Below are 18,995 nucleotides of genomic sequence, written 5' to 3' on the forward strand. Positions count from 1 at the left end.
GATTTAGAACATATCATAAAAAAACGGCTGAAGACGGGGAAGGAGCCGCTCCAGCTTCGCGACCGCGGCTTCGGTACCGTGGAGCATGCCAAGCTGATGCAGCTCGTCCGGCCTCCGGTAACCGAAAAGAAGCGTAGTCAGCGCAAGGATAGACAACCGCAGTTCATTATCCGCGACGACATCGGGTTTTGTATGGCGGGCGATGACTTTCATGTCGCCGTCCTGCAGCGAGACGCTGATATTGTTCCACTCCGCGTGCGGATCATCGATATGGAGGATAAGTGCCTCGTCCACGCTCTGCCACTGGAACGGATAGCGGGCAAGGAACGCCTCGGCGTCGACGATGCGTCCCATCACAAGCGGTGTCGCATCTCTCGTAATGCGCGGGTTGCGCAGGGCGAAGTTCAACGGCTCGTCCGGAGCGGCCCACAGTTCCACCTGCTCGACCATCGAATCATGCTGGCAGATGAAATTCCACAGCCCGATGCGGGCCTCTCCGTTCAGCGGAACGAATTCCTTCACCTTCATCCGCGACTCCTTCACTTCATACAGTATATAGCCTTGCGGCTTCTGGCCTTCGTCATAGTAGACGGCGGCGAACATATTCCCGTAGACCGCATGCAGCCATCGGTCGGTGGTGCGCTTCAGCATGCCTGCATGCCGCCGGGCAAATTGATCGTACACCTGCTCCAGATCGGCGGAATGGTTCGCTTTCGAGTAGCGGCGTATGATGCCGTTGGGTGCAGGCTGCAGCGGGACGAGATCCGATTTGGCATAGACGCTGCGGCAGTAATCAGTGATCAGCTCCCAGCCATATTTGCGGTAAAAGGACACGGAGAACGGATGCAGCATGGATACGGTCTGCCCATCCTCCTTCATAACGGCAAGCAGATGAGTCAGCAGCCCTTTGACATAACCTTGACGGCGGTATTCGGGATAGGTGGCAACGCTGCCGATGCCGCCCATGCGGAGCGGCTCGCCTTCCAGATAGATCTCGAAGGGGATGAGATGCGCCTTGGCGGCCACCTCGCCGTCCTCCACGACGCCGAAGATGCGAAGATGATTAAGCCGCTCGAATCTCGATTCCCGTTCCTGCTCCGGTACCTGATATTGAAATGCGTATTCTGACAGACGGAGCGCTTCTGGGAAATGAGCTTCGGTCAATTGAATGATGTTCATCGAATCTCCTCCTTGTCATTCCATTATGATCCAGGACGTGGCAGGAAGCAAGCGGTTCCGGTATTCCGGCACCGCAAAAAAAGGAGCCTTCCGAATCGGTTCGGACAGGCTCCTTTGTTCCTCTTCTATGTGCCGGGATCAGGCTTGCTTCGACATCGAATACGGAAGCGCCGCCTCATCGTAGTTGTCTGCGCCAGACGCGTCGGTCATCTCGAAGGAGAGCGTGCCGCCGGCTTTGACCTGGTCGTGCGTTACATACAGCTTCTCGACCGGAGCACCGTTCAACTGGACGCCGGCCACGTATTTGTTGACATCCGAGTTGTTCCCGGCCTCGATGACGAGCTGCGTGCCGTCTTCGAGATGAACGGTCATCCGCTGGAACAGCGGCGTGCCGAGCACATATTCCGGCACCCCCGGGCTGAGCGGATAGAAGCCCATCGCGCCGAAGACGTACCAGCCGGACAAGCTGCCGTTGTCCTCGTCGCCGGGAAGTCCGTCCGGGCGGGCGCTGAACAGCTCATCCATCGTCTTGCGCACCCAATGCTGCGTCAAGGACGGATAGCCGAGCGCCGCATAGATGTACGGGAAGTGGAAGCTAGGCTGATTGCTGATGGCGAACTGGCCGAAATCGATCGCCGCCATCTCCGACATCTCGTGAATCTCGAAGCCGTACGAGCCGACCTTGAACTCCGGCTTCGCCGCGAACAGCGCATCGAGCTGGCGCTTGCACGCTTCGCGTCCGCCCATCAGGTCGGCCAGACCGCGCAGATCGTGCTGGACCGCCCAGCTGCTCTGGTAAGCGCCGCCCTCGGTATACGGTCCGCCCCACATCGTCGGATCGAACGGCTCCAGCCAGCTGCCATCCTGAAGCTTGCCGCGCATGAAGCCGACGGACGGATCGAACAGGTGCGCATAGTTCTTCGCGCGCTCCATGAGCTGTGCGTATTCCTCCTCGCGGCCAAGATGCTTCGCGATCTGGGCGATGCAGAAGTCGCCGTACACGTAATCGAGCGTATTGCACACGCTCTCGTGCGTATGGATGTCGGCAGGCATATAGTTGTATTTCAAATATTCGCCCATGCCTTTGCGCCCGTAGCGATTGTCACTGGATACAGTCATCGCATGCTTGAGCAAGCCTTCGAACGCCGTCTCGACGTCGAAGCCGGTATTGCCCTTGACGACGGCATCGGCGAAGGACACGTCGATGAGCGTGCCAGGCATCATGCTCCGTTCGCCGGGAGATGCCCACTTCGGCATCCAGCCGGCTTCCTTGTAGGCATTGACCCAGCCCTGCATCATCTCGTTCACGAACGAAGGATAGAGCAGGTTATAGAGCGGGAACGAGGTGCGGTACGTATCCCAGAAGCCGATGTCTGCGAAGAGCGGCCCTTCTTCGATCTTGCCGTTGTACGGGCTGTAATGAATCTGCTTCCCGTTCGCATCATATTCATGGATCGCATGCGGATACAGGCTGGTCCGGTACAAGCAGGTATAGAACGTATCGAGACGTTCCGTATCTTCGCTCTCGGCTTCAATGACGCGAAGCTGCTTCTCCCATGTCTCGGCCGCCAGGCTTCTGACTTCGTCGAAGGAGCGGCCGCCGATTTCGCGCTCCAGGTTGATGCGCGCCTGCTCCTCGCTGATGAACGAGGTGCTCACGCGGACATGTACGGTTCCGTGCTCGGGAACGTCGAGCCCGACATACGCGCCGATACGCTCGCCCGTCGCAGACAGGCTGCCGATCGCCTTGTATTCCTGATCGGACAAGCCGCTGGCATCGGCCAGGACCGGACAATCAAATGTCATGACGAAGTGCATGCGGTAGTTGTCCGGCGTGCCTCCGGCCTTGGCCGTCGTATAGCCGCTCAGCGTTCGCTTGTCCGGATCAATCGTCATCGACGCTTCGCCAGGGAACGTCGACAGGATGAAGCGCGCGCCGTCGCGGCGGTCGAACGTCAGCCGGATGCTGGCGCAGCGCGCGGTTGGAGTCAGCTCCATTGCCGTCTCGTAGCGGAGCAGGCGAACCTTGAAGTAGTCCGGCTTCACGACCATGTCCTGACGGCGGAACGAGGAAGAGCGCTCCGGCGCCCATACTTTGAGCGGGCCGGTCTGCGGCATCATCGTCATATGGCCGTAGTCGCCGATCCAAGGGCTTGGCTGGTGAGTGAGCCGGATCCCTTCCAGCCGGTTATGATGCGGGCTGAAGTACCAGCCGCCTGCGGCTTCATTCGTTTGCGGGCTCCAGGCGTTCATGCCCCAAGGCATCGAGACGAGCGGCAGCGTATTCCCGTTCGAATACGGGTAGACCGAGTCTGTGCCTTGCAGCGGATGGACATGCTTGAGTAAGCTCATATATATTCGCTCCTTCGGAATGAATGTTATATTAAATATGGCTATCATATTTATTGTAGAGCGAAATGTTATAAATCACCTATCATTATTTTATAACATCTCTCATTTTTAATGATAAAATGGGCTTAATGCGATCTTCGCACACATTCGGGTGAAAAGAGGGATCGGGATGTTCCCGGATAATCTGCATGGCGACGAGGAAATTCATGGCGAATTTCCGTTCACGTTGAAGATACATCGGCTGAAAGGCACCGTGCCGGCTCATGTCCATCATTTTATTGAGTATACGTATGCGATCCAGGGGAGAGGGACGGAGCGGATCAATGGCGTCGAGAAGGAGCTGGCTCCCGGCACCTTCACTTTACTGTTTCCCCATCAGGTGCACGAAATAGACATTCCACCCGGGGAGGAGCTCATTCTCTATGTCGGGGCGATCGGGCTGAAGGCGTTTTTCGGCGCGGGGGATTCGTTCCTGACCTTGCACCGTCTGCTGAAGGATGCGGAGAATGAAGACAACTCGACCTACAAGCTGGACGACGCCACCGCGGTTGAGATGCTCCCGCTGCTGCATCAGATGTATGACGAGATTCGGGAGGAGAAGCCGTGGAGCCGCACCATGTTCCTGGCGAAGCTGACCCAGCTGTTCGTCCTGTTCGAGCGCTACCGTCTGGATCGGTTGGAGCGCTGCCAGGAGGGCTACTCGGGCATGCAGCGCCGGGGGATGTGGGAAGTGATCCACTATGTATATCAAAATTTCAAGGAAGACATCACCTTGGAAATGCTGGCCGAGCGCTTCAGTTACAGCGTGCCGTATATTAGCGCCGCCTTCAAGCAGGCAGTCGGCGAAAATTATTATTCCTTCCTCGAGCGGAACCGGACTGCCCATGCGTGCAATCTGCTGATCGGCACCGATATGAAGATTACCGATGTCGCTTATGAGGCCGGCTTCAAATCGTATCCGACCTTCGTGCGCGTCTTCCAGACCCGGATGGGCATGTCTCCGACCGCCTACCGCAAGCGCGAATATATCGCGCTGACATGACGGCGGCGGGTATGCAAGGTACTGTTTTTTAACTTAATTGTTGATATTCTTCGAATGAAAAAGCGTATTCGAGTTAAATATCGAGTACGCTTTTTTCAAGTGGCGAATAATTGAAGTTGCTTCTTCATCATTTCCTTAAAATCGTGTTTCTCCCAAAGCGTTAACACTTCTTCTATTCCTAATCGTTCTACTAAATTAACGACAACTCTGTAACCAAGATAATATCCTAATCGCATATACGTAAAGTGATTGCCGCCGTTTATCGAAAACCACTCCTTAAAAAATGGTCCGTACTCTATTCCATTTTCTACATCCTCCAAAAACTTATGGGCAATCCTTGATTCATTTTCTTGCGCGAACAGTATCCATTTTTTATCTTCTTCAAATGCAAAATATTCATCTAAATCTGCTTGAACTATTTTTGTAGATAAATAAGTTGCAATTCCTTCTTGCAAAAGCCAAGTGTGCGGATTGATCCAATCTACTTTATCCCAAGAAATTTGATTTATATCGTTATATAAATGATGTGCTGCATGACCGAATTCATGAGCAATGATAAGTTGGATATATTTTTCATGATATGGTAACTTTTCTAGACAAAAAGCGACTTCGGGATTGTACTGGCGATATGTATAAGCATTACTGCCATATAACCCTACAAGTAAATGTACATCTTTTGTGAATGTAATAGGAAATATGGATTCGTAAGCATTTGTTATTTTAGGAATGTTTTCCATAAATAAATCCCGCATCGGCAAAATATCCTGTAATTTTGCAGGATGTAATTCGATTGCCTTTTGCTTTTTTTCTTCAACATGTAAACAGTGATAGTTAAAATATTCCTTATAATCGTTTTCATATTTGCTGTAGTAATCATTCAAATACTCTATAGTTGCTTCATAGTTTTTTACAAATGGCTCTGCCACATCGATTATTTTCATGATTATTTTTCCCCCTTTAGTACATTTCCTGTCCTTTTCTTAACTACTTTATTTCTTCTTTCATTACCGATTCTTATTCTGCAATATTACCAAAAACCTTGCAAAAACTCCGTTTTTCTCAATGGAATCGATTCAACTTTTGATCTCATTGATAATCTCAAAAAACAATGAGAGGCCAGTCCGGATGCCATCAAAAGGGGGATTCGCGATACGCAACCGGATTGTGCAATGAAGAAGCCTGCATCGGCTGGTATCCCACCAGGGTTTGCAGGCTTCGCTGTCGGCAAGGTTAAGAGTCTTGCCGTGTACGGTTGTGGATTACACTTTTAATCGCATCTATGACTAAGTCCGGCTCATCATGCATGACCATATGGCCGCTTCTTTCCGCTACAATCAGCTCGCTGTCGGTGGAGAGCTGCAGCATGTCCCGCTGCTGCGCTTGCCAAATGTCTTCCAGCTGTCTGCTGGCTTCGGCCGACATCCCGAATGCGGTGGCGTCGTTCGGGATCCCGTGTGTAATGATTTTTACGGGAAGGGAATCAAGGCGCTGGTTCCGAATGGCTTCTTCGACCTTCGCCAATTGCCGATCTTCCTCTTCCGCTGTATCCAGGAAGCTGGACGAAGCCTCCACATTGACGAAGAAGGTTCTTTCTTTTTCCGGCATTTGGGCTAACAACGAATTTTGAAATAGTCGGAGACCGCCGGACATTTTCAATAGCTTGATGACCGCTTTGGAGGGCATTCCCGCCGTAGCCGAGTCAAATCCTTCGTTCTCAAAAATCGGATCGGTCTCCCTCGAATAGTTCTCGGGTCTGGCATCCAGCAAGATCAGCCCTTCCACCTCATCCTTATACTTCTCGGCGAATAATCGGGAATACATCCCGCCCACGGAATGACCCACCAGAATGTAAGGGCCGTGGATTCCTTCCTGTTCCAATGCGCTATGCAGCTCCTGCACAATGTTGTCTCCGGAACGTTCGGTGGGCGCTGCATCACTCCAGGCATAACCGGCACGATCATACCGTACGACCGTAGCGAATTCAGCCAGCTTCTCCGGAATGTCTCTCCAGATTAAGCTGGATTCCCTGCTGCCCGCCTCGAGCAAAATCACAGGCGACCCGGAGCCGATCTTATTCACATGCAAGCGAAATCCGCCAACATCAACAAGCTTGCCAGGAGGGGCATAGTTTTTCTTAGCTTGTTGGGCGGATACATATTCATATACAAATCCGGAACCGATCAAAAGCGCCACGCAACATATAAAAACGAGCAGTATCTTGGTCCAAGATCTCTTTTTTCTATTTCTGACTTTTACAACGGGTTGATTCATGTCGCGACAATTCCTCCAATAGATCGTATAGTTGAGTAAGTATTTATTGTATCCATTGTTCCAATATTAACCAATGGGCTAACGGCTTGTCTGCTACTAGACTTAAGTCCAGTGAGAATGGTTGACTTGTTCCTTGAATCGTTATGAAGGGAACGGTTCATTTTGAGCTGAATTGTTGCTGCTTGAGTACTCAAAAACGCTTGGACAATAATCCAAGCATTTTCGAGTTATATTTATTTTCTTTAGCTGCCAGATTGTCTATTATAGTTCCGCAAAATCATGCCATTGGTCTTCCTCATTCTGAATTGGTCATAATAAGGAACTAAGTCGTCGTCACAGCATAAATCAATCATATAGATGTCATCCAATTCTGTTCGCATCCGAGTTACTAATTCCTTGCCTATGCCTTTATTTTTGTACGCTGGCAACACTTCAAGCAATGGAATGTAGGCAGACAGAATTCCGTCACTTATCGCTGTAATAAATCCAACCACTCGATTCGCAGTCTCATCAACCGCAAGAATCACTTTACTGCTTTGCTTCAGTAGTCTTAAGTGAGTGTCTGGAGCCGGCGGATTCGGCCAATCCACGAAAAATCCTTGTAACATACCGGAAGTAATCCCATCGAGTGAATTCTTGTATATCATAGATATCATCTCCTAATTCGTATGAATTGATTAGACAGATGATGTATATCAAAAGTAAAGTAACAATATATGACCTCCAAGCATGCTGCTATTTCACTTACATTTCAAAATTTCTTCTCTGTGTGAAGAATGCATGTTCACTGCTTATTTCATTAAATTATACACGTATTTCACTGCTCTGGTCGCGATAGTCAGATATCCCATTCTCCCTTTCTTGCTTTTTCGATCGTTGCGGATGAGGCGGGCAGCGTCCACTCGTTGCCGGACTCGACATTGTGATTCCAGGCCGAGCGATTATGTTCCAAAATATCCATGAAAACCTACACTTCCTTCCTGAACGAACACCGCCGTTCGACATATTGTTCATTTCATGCTTGTGTATTAGTATAGGGGAAAAGTGGAAAACGGACAATGAAGTGACGGTGTTGTGGAGTCAAGCCAATGATAAGGCATATATAAATCGATAAGGTGAGGAAACGATGGAGAAGCAGAAGTTAATTCAAATTTTCGACAGGCAGGCGAACCAGTACGATAAGAAAAGAGAAGGCCCGAAAGTAAAGCAATGGCGGCAGCAGCTTCTAAGCGATGCGAAGGGCGAAGTGCTTGAGCTGGCCGTAGGGGCAGGCGCGAATTTCCCATTTTATCCTCCCGGCGTACAGGTTACGGCAGCCGACTTCAGCCCGGCGATGCTGGAGAAGGCGCAGCGGGCCGCCAGGGAGCATCGACTTGATGCCCGATTTATGTGTGCGGATATTGAAGAGTTGGACTTCGCTGCGTATTCATTCGATACGGTCGTGTCCACGTTATCGATGTGCAGTTATGACCAGCCGCGCATGGTGCTGGAGAAAATGAAGCGGTGGTGCAGACCCGATGGCTCGATTCTGCTCATGGAGCATGGCATCAGTTCCTATCGTGTATTATCCGCCGTTCAGAAGGCATTGAATCCGTTGCTGTACCGGGCATATGGATGTCATCATACCAGAGATATTCAGGAGCTGGTGCGTGAAGCGGGCCTTGAGATCCTCAAAGCGGAAAGCTATTGGCTTGATATGGTCCAACTGGTCTGGGCACGGCCCGGAGCGCTGGGGGGAACAGGGGGATGATCAGCGGAGTCGGGGTTCATCCCGATTATCTGTGGATATGGAGGAACGATTATGAGCACGGAACCGGAAATTGTCGTGTTGCCCCAACATTCACCATCCGGGCTGGCCTATCGCATCTATCCCGAGCCCGATGGCACGATCTATTACGAATCCGACCTAATATATACAGATATCGTAGAAATACTCTTTGATTACTGTCAGATCGGGGAAGCCATTATCATGGAGGAAGGCTGGCAGTTCTTGATTCGGCAGCATGGCACTCCGTCTTTATTCGATATGAATGCAAAGAGCGGTTGGTTTGACTGCGAAAATCAGGCTGGTGGAAAACCCCTGTTTTATACGAAGGGGTGGAGATGTCCATTTGCCTAAGTGCGTCGGATCCTGGGGGGCATCATCGCCTTCAAGAGACATCATTGCCTTCAGGAGGCATCGTTGCCTTCAGGGGTTTGAACATGTGGAGGGAATTGCTGCTATTTTACAGGAATTTCGGCTCAATGAGTCCACATCCCGAGGAATTGCTGCACAGCTACATCATTTTAGGCCCTTTTGCTTTAAGCCGAAGCGAAAGGGTGAAGTTCCTGCAGTTCTGCAGGATTCCCTTTCTGGTAAAGTCGTCCATACCGAATTGCTGTATTTGCGCAGGATTTCGCTTACTGAATAGGTGTAGAAATCGTGCCGTTTGTCAGATTTCGCTTACCGAATAGGTGTGTCTGGAGAAATCGTGCGGTTTTGCGGATTGGTGCAGTGAATGCAGAAGAATTCGTTGCCTGGATCCAAGCGTATAGGGAAGACGCCAGCAAAGCGGGAGGGTAAGGCGATGCGAAGGTACAAAACGAAAGTAGGACAGCAGCTAATCTATGAATCCTATGAGAGGCTGCTGGCTTCCTGGAATGTGGCTTGGGCAGAGCAGGATATTATGACGACCTATGGAACGACCCATGTCATTACGGCGGGTTCACCTGCCGATCCCGTGTTATTATTGCTCCATGGAACGGCCGATAATTCAGCAATGATGTGGGTATACAACATTGAGCAGCTGTCCGAGAGATTCTATGTTATCGCGATAGACGCGATTGGCGGTTCCGGCAAGAGCGAGCCGAATGAACGATATGCCAATGAATTCGATCAGACGGCATGGCTTGACGAGTTGCTGGATGCCATGAACCATTGGCATTATCTGCTCAAGCATTTCAATAACAAATCGATGATGAAGCATGCCATCACGATCTTTACCGATGAGCAGTTGGAATCGATCCGCGGGAAAGCGCTATTTCTTATCGGAGAACAAGATATATTGAGCAATTATCCTAAGGCGATTCGAAAGCTGGAGCAGATTCGTCTGAACTACAAAATCATAAGGCATGCGGGCCATGCCATAAATCACGAGCAGCCGGAAAAAGTCAATCGGGAGCTTATCGAATACTTGCTGGCATAGTGCTAATCATGGGGATAAGCTGGCGCAACGGTTTTTCCCTGTATGTCCTCGGAAGAGAAAGGAGACTGATGGTGAAGCAGAGCGATAACAGCCGCTTTCGCATCATAGCGATCAACGAAGCGATTCAGGAGCAGGCCATAGCGATTATTTTAGAAGGCTTGGAGGAACGATTCGGCTTCCTGGATCGAACCTTGAATCCCGACTTGCGGGATATTCAACGCCATTACATAGACAAAGGGTATATGTTCCTCGTCGGCATGCTCGATGCGGAACCGATTGGCACCGGCGCATTAGTAGAAGAGACAGAAGACACCGGACGGATCGTCCGCATGTCCGTCTCCAAGCCTTATCGAAGACATGGATATGCCCATATGATCCTGTCTGAACTGGAACGGAAGGCAGTGGAGCAAGGAATGAGGCGCCTCGTTCTGGAGACGAATAAAGAATGGCAAAGCGCGGTCCAATTCTATGAAGCGAATGGCTTTGAGCAATATGCGATAGATGATAGACGAACCCATATGGAGAAATGGATATAAGGAAATTCAATGAAGCATGATGGGGAGCAGGGAGGTTCGTCATGAAGAATTCGAACCAGCCAAGCGATGCGGAGGAACGCCCTTAGACGGGAGATTCGGCATTGGATGAAGAGGAGGCCCGGATGCCGATCGGCATGGTACCCGGCCCCCTTGAATGAATCTCGTTGAACCGCTGTTAAATGAACTTATATTTTCGCATCCATTGTTCGAGAAGCTTGAGGAACTCTGCGTCGATTGGATCGGTGATCGTTTTTTTATATTCCTTTACTAGCCCTAGCATGGTATGGGGCTTGTCATATTTTCGCAGGATATGATTCATCTGCGGCACGATATGCCATTCCGTCTCGCCCTTGGCGGCTTCTGCGAACATTTTTGCGTGCTCCGGCGGAGCTTGAATATCGTTCGAGCCCGTGATGGCCAAAAGGGGACAGGATACTTTCTTCACGTATTCCGCAAGGTTCAGAGCGGCATGTTCTTGAAACCATTTGGCGCAAAATTTGGCGCCTTTAAATTGCAAGGTTGGCGTTGCGGAGGAAAGCGCCATTTCCATAAAAGCGGCACTTTGCTTTCTGGTTCTCCCCGGCACATTGAACAAACGGAACAGCAAGCCCTTGATTCCTTTTGCGCACTCCATTTCTTGCAGCGCCTGTGCCGATTGACGCGGCATGGTGTCATGCACCAAATTATCGAAGGCGCCGGCGATCAGCATCAGCCCCTGCACCGGCTGGCTCGCCTGCACGACAGGGGCGATTATCGCTCCTTCGCTATGTCCCAATATGACAATTCGATTCGGATCGATTTCTGGCCGGGACTGCAGGAAGCGGACGCAAGCCGTGCTGTCCTCCACCAGATCCCAGAACCCGGTGTCATAAAAATTCCCTCCGCTCGCATGCGTACCGCGCTTGTCGTAGCGCAGCGTTACCAGTCCCATTTTTCCCAACGCATCCGCCAGGTCTTTATAAATATTCATGTTGAGGCCGCCGCCGTTGCCGTTCCGATCGCTCTCTCCCGTCCCGGAAATGAGTAAAATCGCGGGGGCAGGTTGAACCGCGGCACGCGGCACCGACAATGTTCCGGCCACAGGATAAGCGCTGTCAATCGTTACCTCGATTTCACTACAATGTGCGTTCATGCCGTCTATTCTCCCTCGCTTTTATTTTCCGCTTCCGGAATGATGACGAGCGAAAGCGTTCGGCGCCGTCTCCCCGGAGCGGGGCCGTGCTGCATTGCTTTTTGCAGTGCTTCCTGAAAAGGAACGATCACTTCTGCGAATTCATCGTCACTCAAATAGAGGGAGCATTGGCGGTAACCGACGCCGTCTTGAGCCATATTGATATCGGGTTGTTCTAAATATTGAGAAAAATCATGAAGCAGACTGGAAACGAACGTCGTGAAATATCGCATATGGTCATCTTTTGTTATATTTTCAAGGTCAGCTTCGGTTAAGTTCACTCCTTCCTCAGATAATGCGTATACCTTCTCGACTACGCCGCGAACTTGATATTGATCGACGACAATCAGCACCTCTGCTTCGGCCAATTTATGGAGATGACGATAAAGCGTAGCCTGCGGAACTTCGGGCAGCAGCTCGTGCAATTGCAAAGCGGTGGCTCGTTGTTGACGCATGACATTAAGAATGATCTTCATCCTTACCGGATGCAGGAGCAAATCGGCTTTATTCTTTTTCAAATGGATTACCGCCTATCATTCATTGTTATCAAAAATTATTACATTCTCAAATATGATAATATAATTCGGCTCAAGGGATGTCAAGCAGACGGTGTCATTCGATTAGCTGGAAAAACAGTTGAAACTCCATTATGATCGATCGGTAAGCAAGTTCGGGGGCGTTTACACATGAGCAATTAGGAAGAAAATGGCAGAGACAGGAGGGGCAATTGCTTGGGCTTTCAGTTAGATGATCAGATGATTCGACTGCTGTGCGGCCGGTTCTCCTATGAGGACGGGGAAGTTTTGTTCCAATCGCACAAAGTGATGATAGCAAGGGAGACAGGATCAGGGACGCCGCGTTACGAGGCAGCGATCGAAGAGGACAAGCTCATCCTTCAAGTTACCGTTGAGTTTTCGCATGGGGAAGAGATGAAGGCTTCATGCACTTGTCCGGCATTTCATCCCGAGGACCAATACTGCGCTCATATTGCCGCGGCGCTGATGGCTATTCACGACAGGCAGCTTGCGGATGAAGCCCCGGAGCAGGGACGGGACGGCAGGCTGCAGACCGTAGAGGATGCAGGGGAGCGGATATTGAAGCTGTTCGATGAGAAGCCGCTTCGTCCAACCGAAGCCCGTCCTCTCTTCGATCCGAGGGAAGTGCTTGACGTGGAATTCATATGCAAGCCCGTGATCTGCAGGGATGAGAAGTACAGGCTCGGGATAGAGCTGAGAATCGGCCCGCGCCGGTTATACAAGGTTCAATATGTAGAGGAATTGCTCCGTGGCATCGAGCACCGCGAAGCGTGCAAGGTGTCCAGATATTTTACGTACGACCCGGAGCTTCACAGCTTCCGTTCAGCAAATAACGCGGTCCTTCAGCTTCTGATACGCATGCTCGACAGTGATATGAGGTATATAGAGACGGCACATGATTCCGAACGGCTGCTGCTCATTCATGCTTCCGTGTGGGAAGAGCTTCTTCCCCTGCTCACGGCGGCTCCGGCAGTTAAGGTGATGCAGGGCGGCAGCAGCTTCGATGGGATCGTTATCGCGGACGGGCCGCTCCCGCTTGTCTTCGGCTTCGATCAGTCTCAGATAAAAGATCAAGGTTACGAGCTGGACATAGCAGGTCTGGAACGGGTTATCCCGATGACGGCCTATGGATGCGCGCTCTCCGAAGGGAAGCTGTGGAGCCTTCCGCAGGAGCCGCTCAAACGCCTTGCCGATCTGCAGCGGATCGTCGACGCATCTCATAGCAACCGGATTGCGATTAAGCCGGAGCAAGCGGAGCCATTTATGGAGAAGGTCATCCCGGGCTTGATGAAGCTGGGCCAAGTCCGGATTAGCCAATCCGTCTCCGATCAAATGGTGCGGACGCCGCTTGTCGCCAAGCTGTATCTCGATCGGGTCAAGGAACGCCTCCTTGCCGGATTGGAGTTCCATTACGGCACGATGGTCATCAATCCGCTGGAGAGCAGAGGACAGGGGAGCGGCGAGGGCCGGATTCTGCTCCGGGACGGCGAGAAGGAGCGGCGGATACTAGAGCTGCTGGAGCGCAATTCCTTCGTGAAGACGGAGGGAGGGTTCTTTCTGGCCGATGAAGAGCAAGAGTTCGACTTCCTCTATCATGTGCTGCCTGAACTGGAGAAGCTTGTCCACGTCTTCGCGACCACGGCGGTAAAGTTGAGGCTGCATCCCCTGTCTGATCGCCCAGCCGTAAAGGTCGACGTCGATGAGCGCACGGATTGGCTGGAGTTCCAGTTCGAGATGGACGGGATTCCGGAAGCGGAGATCCGCCGCATTATCCAGGCTCTCGAAGAAAAGCGAAAATACCACCGGCTATCCAACGGCGCGCTGCTTCCGCTCGATCGCGCCGAGCTTCAGGAAATCATCGCCTTTCTCAATGATATGGGGATGCGGCAGGAGCATATCCAAGGGACGAGGCTGCGGCTGCCGGTTGCGCGCGGACTTCAATGGATGGATACGGTGCACACAGGAAGTGCGATCCGTCTCGGCAAAGGGTTCCGCAAGCTGCTGGAGCATATGCGCAATCCCGACCATCTGGAATTCCCCATACCCGCTTCGATTGCTCCGATTTTGCGCGAGTACCAGCAGTATGGATTCCAATGGCTGAAGACACTCGCCCATTATCGCCTCGGCGGGATATTGGCGGATGAGATGGGATTGGGCAAGACGATCCAGAGCATTGCCTTCGTGCTCTCTGTGCTGCCGGACATCCGGGATGCAGGCATGCCGGCCCTGATTGTGTCTCCGGCTTCTCTCATGTACAACTGGCGCAATGAGCTCAACCGCTTCGCGCCCGAGCTTCGCGTCGCGATTGCGGACGGAAGCAAGGAAGAGAGAAGCCGCATCGTGCGCGATGCATCCCGCACCGATGTCATCATTACCTCGTATCCTCTGTTGCGCCAGGATATCGGACAGATTGCGGGCACGAGGTTCCATACGCTGATATTGGACGAGGCCCAGGCGTTCAAGAACTATGCGACCCTGACGGCCCAAGCCGTAAAGGCCATTCAGGCCCGGCATCGCTTCGCTCTGACGGGAACTCCTGTGGAGAACCGGTTGGAGGAGTTGTGGTCGATCTGCGACGTTATTTGTCCCGGACTGTTCCCGGGGAGACGGGAATTCAATGAGCTCTCGCGGGATGCGGTGGCGCGGCGGGTGCGCCCCTTCCTGCTGCGCCGATTGAAGTCCGACGTACTGAAGGAGCTGCCGGATAAGATCGAATCGCAGCAAGCGTCGCAGCTGCTGCCGGAGCAGAAGAAGCTTTACGTAGCGTACCTCGCGGAGCTGCGGCAGGAAACGGTGAAGCATCTGCGCACAGGCGGCTTCCGGAAGAACCGGATCAAAATATTGGCGGGCTTGACCCGGCTGCGCCAGCTCTGCTGCCATCCCGCCTTGTTCGTCGAAGGCTATGCCGGCAGCTCGGCGAAGTTCGAACAATTGCTGGATATGATAGCGGAGTATCGGAGCGCTGGCAGGCGCATGCTTGTCTTTTCCCAATTCACGGAGATGCTCGGTCTGATTGCGCGGGAGCTGAGCAAGCATGGCGTGCCGTATTTCTACCTGGACGGCCAGACGCCTGCCCGCGAACGAGTCGAGCTGTGCGGCCGATTCAACGAGGGGGAGCGGGATCTGTTCCTTCTCTCGCTGAAGGCGGGAGGAACGGGATTGAACCTGACTGGAGCAGACACGATCATTCTGTACGATCTGTGGTGGAATCCGGCGGTGGAGCAGCAAGCGGCTGATCGGGCCCATCGGATCGGGCAGAAGAACGTCGTTCAAGTTATCCGTCTTGTGACGCAAGGCACGATTGAAGAGAAGATGTATGAGCTCCAGCAGAAAAAAATGAACTTGATTCAAGAAGTGCTTGAACCGAGTCAGGAAGGATTATCCGCCATCACGGAAGAGGAAATCCGGGAGCTGCTCATGCTCTGACCCAGCGATCAGACCGGAAGGAGGCTGCGGGCGTGCCAGCCCGCAGCGCGAATATTGCAATCCGCTACCGCTTCGCCGCAGGAGGCGCTGGACTCTCTCCAGGAAGAGTAAGGAAATATGGCATCCTGACAAAATAGGAAGCAAATGATAAGCTTGAACAAATGGATCAAGGAAGGTGGACTATGCTAAATGGAGACTATTTCGTTGGCTGGGGCACGCTGGCTCTGATCAACGCCGGATTGGCCCAGGGGAAGAACCGAAGCGGCTTGAACTGGTTCTTGCTGTCTTTGCTGCTTGGCCCGATCGCTACCTTAAGTCTCGTGCTCTGGGATAAAAAGTAAGCATGAGTCATCCGGGCCGCCGAGGGCCGGCGTATTCATCCGTTTAGATTCCCTTTGCGAGTGAATTCTAGATGGATCCTCTGATACAATAGAGGCAATATAATGAGAGGGTGAGCGAAAGCCGATGATCTCCTAACCCTATCCGCCGCAGATTGAAGAATGCGAAGTGCTATGGATAGGATCGGTCTGGGCTTTTGCCGCCATACGGGACGAGAACGACTCTGCTTATGAAGCGGAGCTTGTCTTAGTGCATTCATGCCAACCTCCTATCCGTTGATCGGATCAGGAGGTTTTTTGATGTGAGCCTCCTCTTTCCAGCGCATGAAGCGGTCGGGACCAAGCTGATTATCGGGAAATTTTGCTCCATCGCCGCGGAGGCGGTAGTCGTCCGGGATGTGGAGCCTTATCCGATAGCCGGCGGCGATCCTGCCTGGGGGATACGGAGGCGCTTCTCGCCCGAGACGATTCCGGAGCTGCTTGAGATTCGCAGGTGGGATTGCGGCAGCGTGGACGGCCTTTTCCGCCGCTGCCCTTCTTTTTGGGAACTGGTACGACATTTTATGTCGTATCGGCTGTTCTATAATGGGGGTGCATCACCAATAAAAACAGGAAGTATGAAATGAGGTTGCATCAAAAATGGCAAAAACAAAGCGCGGCAAAGTGTTATGGAAGCTGCCTTCCCGGGGCCGAGGCACGTGCCCGATGTGCAGCAGCACACGCATCAAGCTTTTCTACGCTGTAACGAATACGGCCGGCCATACATATCAAGTCTGCAAGTATTGCCGGAATGCGCCGCAGTCCAAGATTGATATGATTTCCGGTCAACCCGGCGTGTCATAGCGTACAGAGCAGGACACCCGCTTCCTCGGCCAGGAAGCGGGTGTTGTCATGAATCCCAAGGTTGCGTCAGACAGAGCGGGAATGTTGTAATGAAGGAGCCGGGCACTAGCCACGGCAGACGGGAGGAAAGAGCAGAGAACATGAGCAATATGCACCGGATTCAATGGTTCGATCAGCAGATCAGAGCTGGGTTCTACCCGAACAGCAGTAAGCTAGCGGAGCAGTTCGAAATCTCGAAGCGGCAGGCGCAGCGGGATATCGAGTATTTGGAAGTCTCTCTCCGCGCTCCGCTGCTGTATGTGGCCAAGCACCGCGGTTATGTCTATGAGGATAAGGCGTATATGCTGCCGCTGCTGTACATTACGGAAGAAGAACAGGACGTGTTGAGATTCCTGGCTCATCGGTACCGTCAATATAACTATGAGAACGCGGCTGTCGTGCAGCGCATTGCCCATGTGCTGGAGCGCTTCGCCGGGCCGCCGGAGGAAGCGGGGGAGCATCGCCTGCCGATCTTCGCCGCTCATCCTCAGCGGATGCAGCATTGGCAGCTGCTGTCTCATGCGATCCGGGAGCGGCGTATTGTTCAGATTCGCTACCGTGAAGGCGGCCAAGAAGCGGAGCTGCCGATTCGTCCGCTTCATTTCACTGCATATTACAATTCGGACTATATTACGGCTTATTGTGAACAGTCATGCAGAAAGCGCGCCTTCCGGCTGGACGGCATTCTCCATGTGCAGGTAACGGGAGAGACATTCGACCTGGACGAGATAGACCGCACGGATTGGGAAGATGCGCCGATACCGCAGCGAAAGCCCTATCTGGCACGAATCGAGGTGGGAGCTCCGCTGCATGGGGAGTCGTGGCACGGTTACCCGATTCGCTCCATGCATGATCTGATGTACGAGGTCGAGTTCTATGATCCCGATTGCTTCATGCAGCATCTGCTCACCGCGGAGTGGGAGCGGCTGCTGTCTCCGAAATGGCTGCAGGCGAAGCTGCGGGACCGGTGCGGGCGCATCGCCGCCCGGCTGGAGGAAAAGGGGCGGTAAGCGCATGACTGTCATTGGCAAGGGAAGCCGATGCATTCGGCAAGGAGGGATACGATGCCGAGTATCTACTTGGAACAGATACAGATGAAGCGGGAATCGAAGTCGTTCACCGACAGCCTGTACGCGATATTGACGGCGGCCAACGGGTTCGACGGACCGAAATATTTGCTCTCCGGACTGAGCGGGATGGCGTTCAAGTTCTCTGTGCATGAGAAGCTGCTGCCCCTGTCGGTTACGGCCTATGGGCAGTGGGGGAGCGAGCATTATCCGGCGATAGACAACATGGGTTTTTTTACAGTAAGCGATGGAGGCAGAACGAGGCATTCTTCGTTCCGCTATTATCAGCAGGATGCCGTCCAATGGGTGAAGGAGAGTCTGGATCAGGGGCGGGGCGTCATCTATTGGATCCCGGAATTCGGCGTCATCCAAGGCTATGATGATGAAGATCGGGTCTTCTACATACAGGACGGTTGGTCTGCGGACAGTCATATCCTGCTCTATGACAACTTCGGATTGAATGTCACCCCGTTCTGGTACTGTCAGGTGGTGGGAGAGCAGGTGGCTGTAGACCGCTCGAAGCAGGTGCTGGAATCGCTGCGGCTAGCCGTCCAGGAGTGGGAGAGCCCATACAAGACGCTGCCGTCCACCGAGATTGGTTCCGGTGAGCTGGCTTATGACTTTCTCATTCGCGGCTTGGGGCACGGGGATTATGACGAATACGGCGCCGTCTATATTATCGACTCGTATATTCAATCCCGGCGTGAGATACGCTCCTACCTGCAAGACGAAGGCGGGAGCTTGCCCGGCTTGGGCGAGGCCGTTCCCATCTATGACCGGCTCATCTCTGTTCTGGCGGATGCGTCGGAATGCATCGCCGTGCAGGGCGGCGCGAGACGAGTCGAGCGGAAGCGGCTTGCATCGCTGCAGCATGCGATCGCCGAAGCGAAGAAGCTGGACGGGGAAGCGATTGAGCTGTTCCGCGAACTGTCGGGACAATATCCGGATCTGAAAAGGGAGACGATCCCGCGATGGGGACTCCATATCCCAAGATGAAGGAGGGGAGGAAG

The 18,995-nt window shown here is 52.7% G+C and carries 18 protein-coding genes; 10 read left to right on the plus strand and 8 right to left on the minus strand.

Features of this window, described 5'->3' with window-relative positions; translation table 11 throughout:
• Positions 1–3 precede the first annotated feature (3 nt).
• A complete protein-coding gene (locus FLT43_RS28555) occupies positions 4–1,179 on the minus strand; it encodes a GNAT family N-acetyltransferase (RefSeq protein WP_087440133.1) in 1,176 nt (391 codons plus the stop codon).
• A 138-nt stretch (positions 1,180–1,317) separates the two neighbouring features.
• Positions 1,318–3,531, minus strand: coding sequence for a GH92 family glycosyl hydrolase (locus tag FLT43_RS28560; protein ID WP_244193988.1), 2,214 nt, complete (start codon positions 3,529–3,531; stop codon positions 1,318–1,320).
• Positions 3,532–3,700: 169 nt separating this feature from the next.
• On the opposite strand from FLT43_RS28560, the gene FLT43_RS28565 reads away from it, so the two are divergent.
• The gene (locus tag FLT43_RS28565; RefSeq protein WP_087440131.1) at positions 3,701–4,573 is read left to right on the plus strand and encodes an AraC family transcriptional regulator; all 873 of its coding nucleotides are present in this window, start codon (positions 3,701–3,703) and stop codon (positions 4,571–4,573) included.
• A 95-nt stretch (positions 4,574–4,668) separates the two neighbouring features.
• Here FLT43_RS28565 and FLT43_RS28570 read toward each other — a convergent pair whose 3' ends face one another.
• From FLT43_RS28570 to FLT43_RS30615, 4 genes are all read right to left on the minus strand, one after another.
• Positions 4,669–5,514: a hypothetical protein gene (locus tag FLT43_RS28570; RefSeq protein WP_087440130.1), complete on the minus strand. Its 846-nt coding sequence runs from the start codon at positions 5,512–5,514 to the stop codon at positions 4,669–4,671.
• A gap of 289 nt (positions 5,515–5,803) precedes the next feature.
• The gene (locus FLT43_RS28575; RefSeq protein WP_087440129.1) at positions 5,804–6,844 is read right to left on the minus strand and encodes an alpha/beta fold hydrolase; all 1,041 of its coding nucleotides are present in this window, start codon (positions 6,842–6,844) and stop codon (positions 5,804–5,806) included.
• Positions 6,845–7,086: 242 nt separating this feature from the next.
• On the minus strand, positions 7,087–7,491 hold the full coding sequence (locus tag FLT43_RS28580; protein ID WP_087440128.1) for a GNAT family N-acetyltransferase: 405 nt from the start codon (positions 7,489–7,491) through the stop codon (positions 7,087–7,089).
• A gap of 191 nt (positions 7,492–7,682) precedes the next feature.
• Positions 7,683–7,805, minus strand: coding sequence for a hypothetical protein (locus FLT43_RS30615; RefSeq protein ID WP_255321646.1), 123 nt, complete (start codon positions 7,803–7,805; stop codon positions 7,683–7,685).
• Between the two features lie 165 nt (positions 7,806–7,970).
• Here FLT43_RS30615 and FLT43_RS28585 point away from each other — a divergent pair, with 165 nt between their 5' ends.
• The 4 genes from FLT43_RS28585 to FLT43_RS28600 all read left to right on the plus strand — a co-directional run bounded on the left by FLT43_RS28585 (position 7,971) and on the right by FLT43_RS28600 (position 10,565).
• Positions 7,971–8,594 carry a class I SAM-dependent methyltransferase gene (locus tag FLT43_RS28585; protein ID WP_087440127.1) on the plus strand — a complete coding sequence of 208 codons (624 nt, stop codon included), beginning with the start codon at positions 7,971–7,973 and terminating at the stop codon, positions 8,592–8,594.
• A gap of 51 nt (positions 8,595–8,645) precedes the next feature.
• On the plus strand, positions 8,646–8,963 hold the full coding sequence (locus FLT43_RS28590) for a hypothetical protein (protein ID WP_087440126.1): 318 nt from the start codon (positions 8,646–8,648) through the stop codon (positions 8,961–8,963).
• 448 nt (positions 8,964–9,411) lie between these two features.
• Positions 9,412–10,029 carry an alpha/beta fold hydrolase gene (locus FLT43_RS28595; protein WP_115057782.1) on the plus strand — a complete coding sequence of 206 codons (618 nt, stop codon included), beginning with the start codon at positions 9,412–9,414 and terminating at the stop codon, positions 10,027–10,029.
• A 68-nt stretch (positions 10,030–10,097) separates the two neighbouring features.
• On the plus strand, positions 10,098–10,565 hold the full coding sequence (locus FLT43_RS28600) for a GNAT family N-acetyltransferase (RefSeq protein ID WP_087440124.1): 468 nt from the start codon (positions 10,098–10,100) through the stop codon (positions 10,563–10,565).
• 175 nt (positions 10,566–10,740) lie between these two features.
• Here FLT43_RS28600 and FLT43_RS28605 read toward each other — a convergent pair whose 3' ends face one another.
• Both FLT43_RS28605 and FLT43_RS28610 read right to left on the minus strand, forming a co-directional pair.
• Positions 10,741–11,697 (minus strand): alpha/beta hydrolase family protein, encoded by a 957-nt coding sequence (locus tag FLT43_RS28605; RefSeq protein WP_087440123.1) that lies wholly within the window; start codon positions 11,695–11,697, stop codon positions 10,741–10,743.
• A 5-nt stretch (positions 11,698–11,702) separates the two neighbouring features.
• A complete protein-coding gene (locus tag FLT43_RS28610) occupies positions 11,703–12,254 on the minus strand; it encodes a helix-turn-helix domain-containing protein (protein WP_087440122.1) in 552 nt (183 codons plus the stop codon).
• 213 nt (positions 12,255–12,467) lie between these two features.
• Here FLT43_RS28610 and FLT43_RS28615 point away from each other — a divergent pair, with 213 nt between their 5' ends.
• The 5 genes from FLT43_RS28615 (at position 12,468) to FLT43_RS28635 (ending at position 18,981) form a co-directional block, all read left to right on the plus strand.
• Positions 12,468–15,698 (plus strand): DEAD/DEAH box helicase, encoded by a 3,231-nt coding sequence (locus FLT43_RS28615; protein ID WP_087440121.1) that lies wholly within the window; start codon positions 12,468–12,470, stop codon positions 15,696–15,698.
• A 182-nt stretch (positions 15,699–15,880) separates the two neighbouring features.
• On the plus strand, positions 15,881–16,039 hold the full coding sequence (locus tag FLT43_RS29560; protein WP_164776676.1) for a hypothetical protein: 159 nt from the start codon (positions 15,881–15,883) through the stop codon (positions 16,037–16,039).
• A 299-nt stretch (positions 16,040–16,338) separates the two neighbouring features.
• Positions 16,339–16,662 (plus strand): LbetaH domain-containing protein, encoded by a 324-nt coding sequence (locus FLT43_RS30390; protein ID WP_244193986.1) that lies wholly within the window; start codon positions 16,339–16,341, stop codon positions 16,660–16,662.
• A 357-nt stretch (positions 16,663–17,019) separates the two neighbouring features.
• Positions 17,020–17,928 (plus strand): helix-turn-helix transcriptional regulator, encoded by a 909-nt coding sequence (locus FLT43_RS28630; RefSeq protein WP_087440119.1) that lies wholly within the window; start codon positions 17,020–17,022, stop codon positions 17,926–17,928.
• Between the two features lie 54 nt (positions 17,929–17,982).
• Positions 17,983–18,981 (plus strand): BtrH N-terminal domain-containing protein, encoded by a 999-nt coding sequence (locus FLT43_RS28635; RefSeq protein WP_244193985.1) that lies wholly within the window; start codon positions 17,983–17,985, stop codon positions 18,979–18,981.
• Positions 18,982–18,995 lie beyond the last annotated feature (14 nt).

Source organism: Paenibacillus thiaminolyticus (assembly GCF_007066085.1).
Taxonomy (GTDB): Bacteria; Bacillota; Bacilli; order Paenibacillales; family Paenibacillaceae; genus Paenibacillus_B; species Paenibacillus_B thiaminolyticus.

Coding starts and splice junctions, on each gene's coding strand:
- FLT43_RS29560 (WP_164776676.1), top strand. CDS start 15,881: ATGCTAAATGGAGACTATTTCGTTGGCTGGGGCACGCTGGCTCTGATC.
- FLT43_RS28555 (WP_087440133.1), bottom strand. CDS start 1,179: ATGAACATCATTCAATTGACCGAAGCTCATTTCCCAGAAGCGCTCCGT.
- FLT43_RS28600 (WP_087440124.1), top strand. CDS start 10,098: ATGGTGAAGCAGAGCGATAACAGCCGCTTTCGCATCATAGCGATCAAC.
- FLT43_RS28605 (WP_087440123.1), bottom strand. CDS start 11,697: ATGAACGCACATTGTAGTGAAATCGAGGTAACGATTGACAGCGCTTAT.
- FLT43_RS28565 (WP_087440131.1), top strand. CDS start 3,701: ATGTTCCCGGATAATCTGCATGGCGACGAGGAAATTCATGGCGAATTT.
- FLT43_RS28560 (WP_244193988.1), bottom strand. CDS start 3,531: ATGAGCTTACTCAAGCATGTCCATCCGCTGCAAGGCACAGACTCGGTC.
- FLT43_RS30615 (WP_255321646.1), bottom strand. CDS start 7,805: ATGGATATTTTGGAACATAATCGCTCGGCCTGGAATCACAATGTCGAG.
- FLT43_RS28570 (WP_087440130.1), bottom strand. CDS start 5,514: ATGAAAATAATCGATGTGGCAGAGCCATTTGTAAAAAACTATGAAGCA.
- FLT43_RS28630 (WP_087440119.1), top strand. CDS start 17,020: ATGAGCAATATGCACCGGATTCAATGGTTCGATCAGCAGATCAGAGCT.
- FLT43_RS28580 (WP_087440128.1), bottom strand. CDS start 7,491: ATGATATACAAGAATTCACTCGATGGGATTACTTCCGGTATGTTACAA.
- FLT43_RS28585 (WP_087440127.1), top strand. CDS start 7,971: ATGGAGAAGCAGAAGTTAATTCAAATTTTCGACAGGCAGGCGAACCAG.
- FLT43_RS28595 (WP_115057782.1), top strand. CDS start 9,412: ATGCGAAGGTACAAAACGAAAGTAGGACAGCAGCTAATCTATGAATCC.
- FLT43_RS28635 (WP_244193985.1), top strand. CDS start 17,983: ATGCCGAGTATCTACTTGGAACAGATACAGATGAAGCGGGAATCGAAG.
- FLT43_RS28590 (WP_087440126.1), top strand. CDS start 8,646: ATGAGCACGGAACCGGAAATTGTCGTGTTGCCCCAACATTCACCATCC.
- FLT43_RS28575 (WP_087440129.1), bottom strand. CDS start 6,844: ATGAATCAACCCGTTGTAAAAGTCAGAAATAGAAAAAAGAGATCTTGG.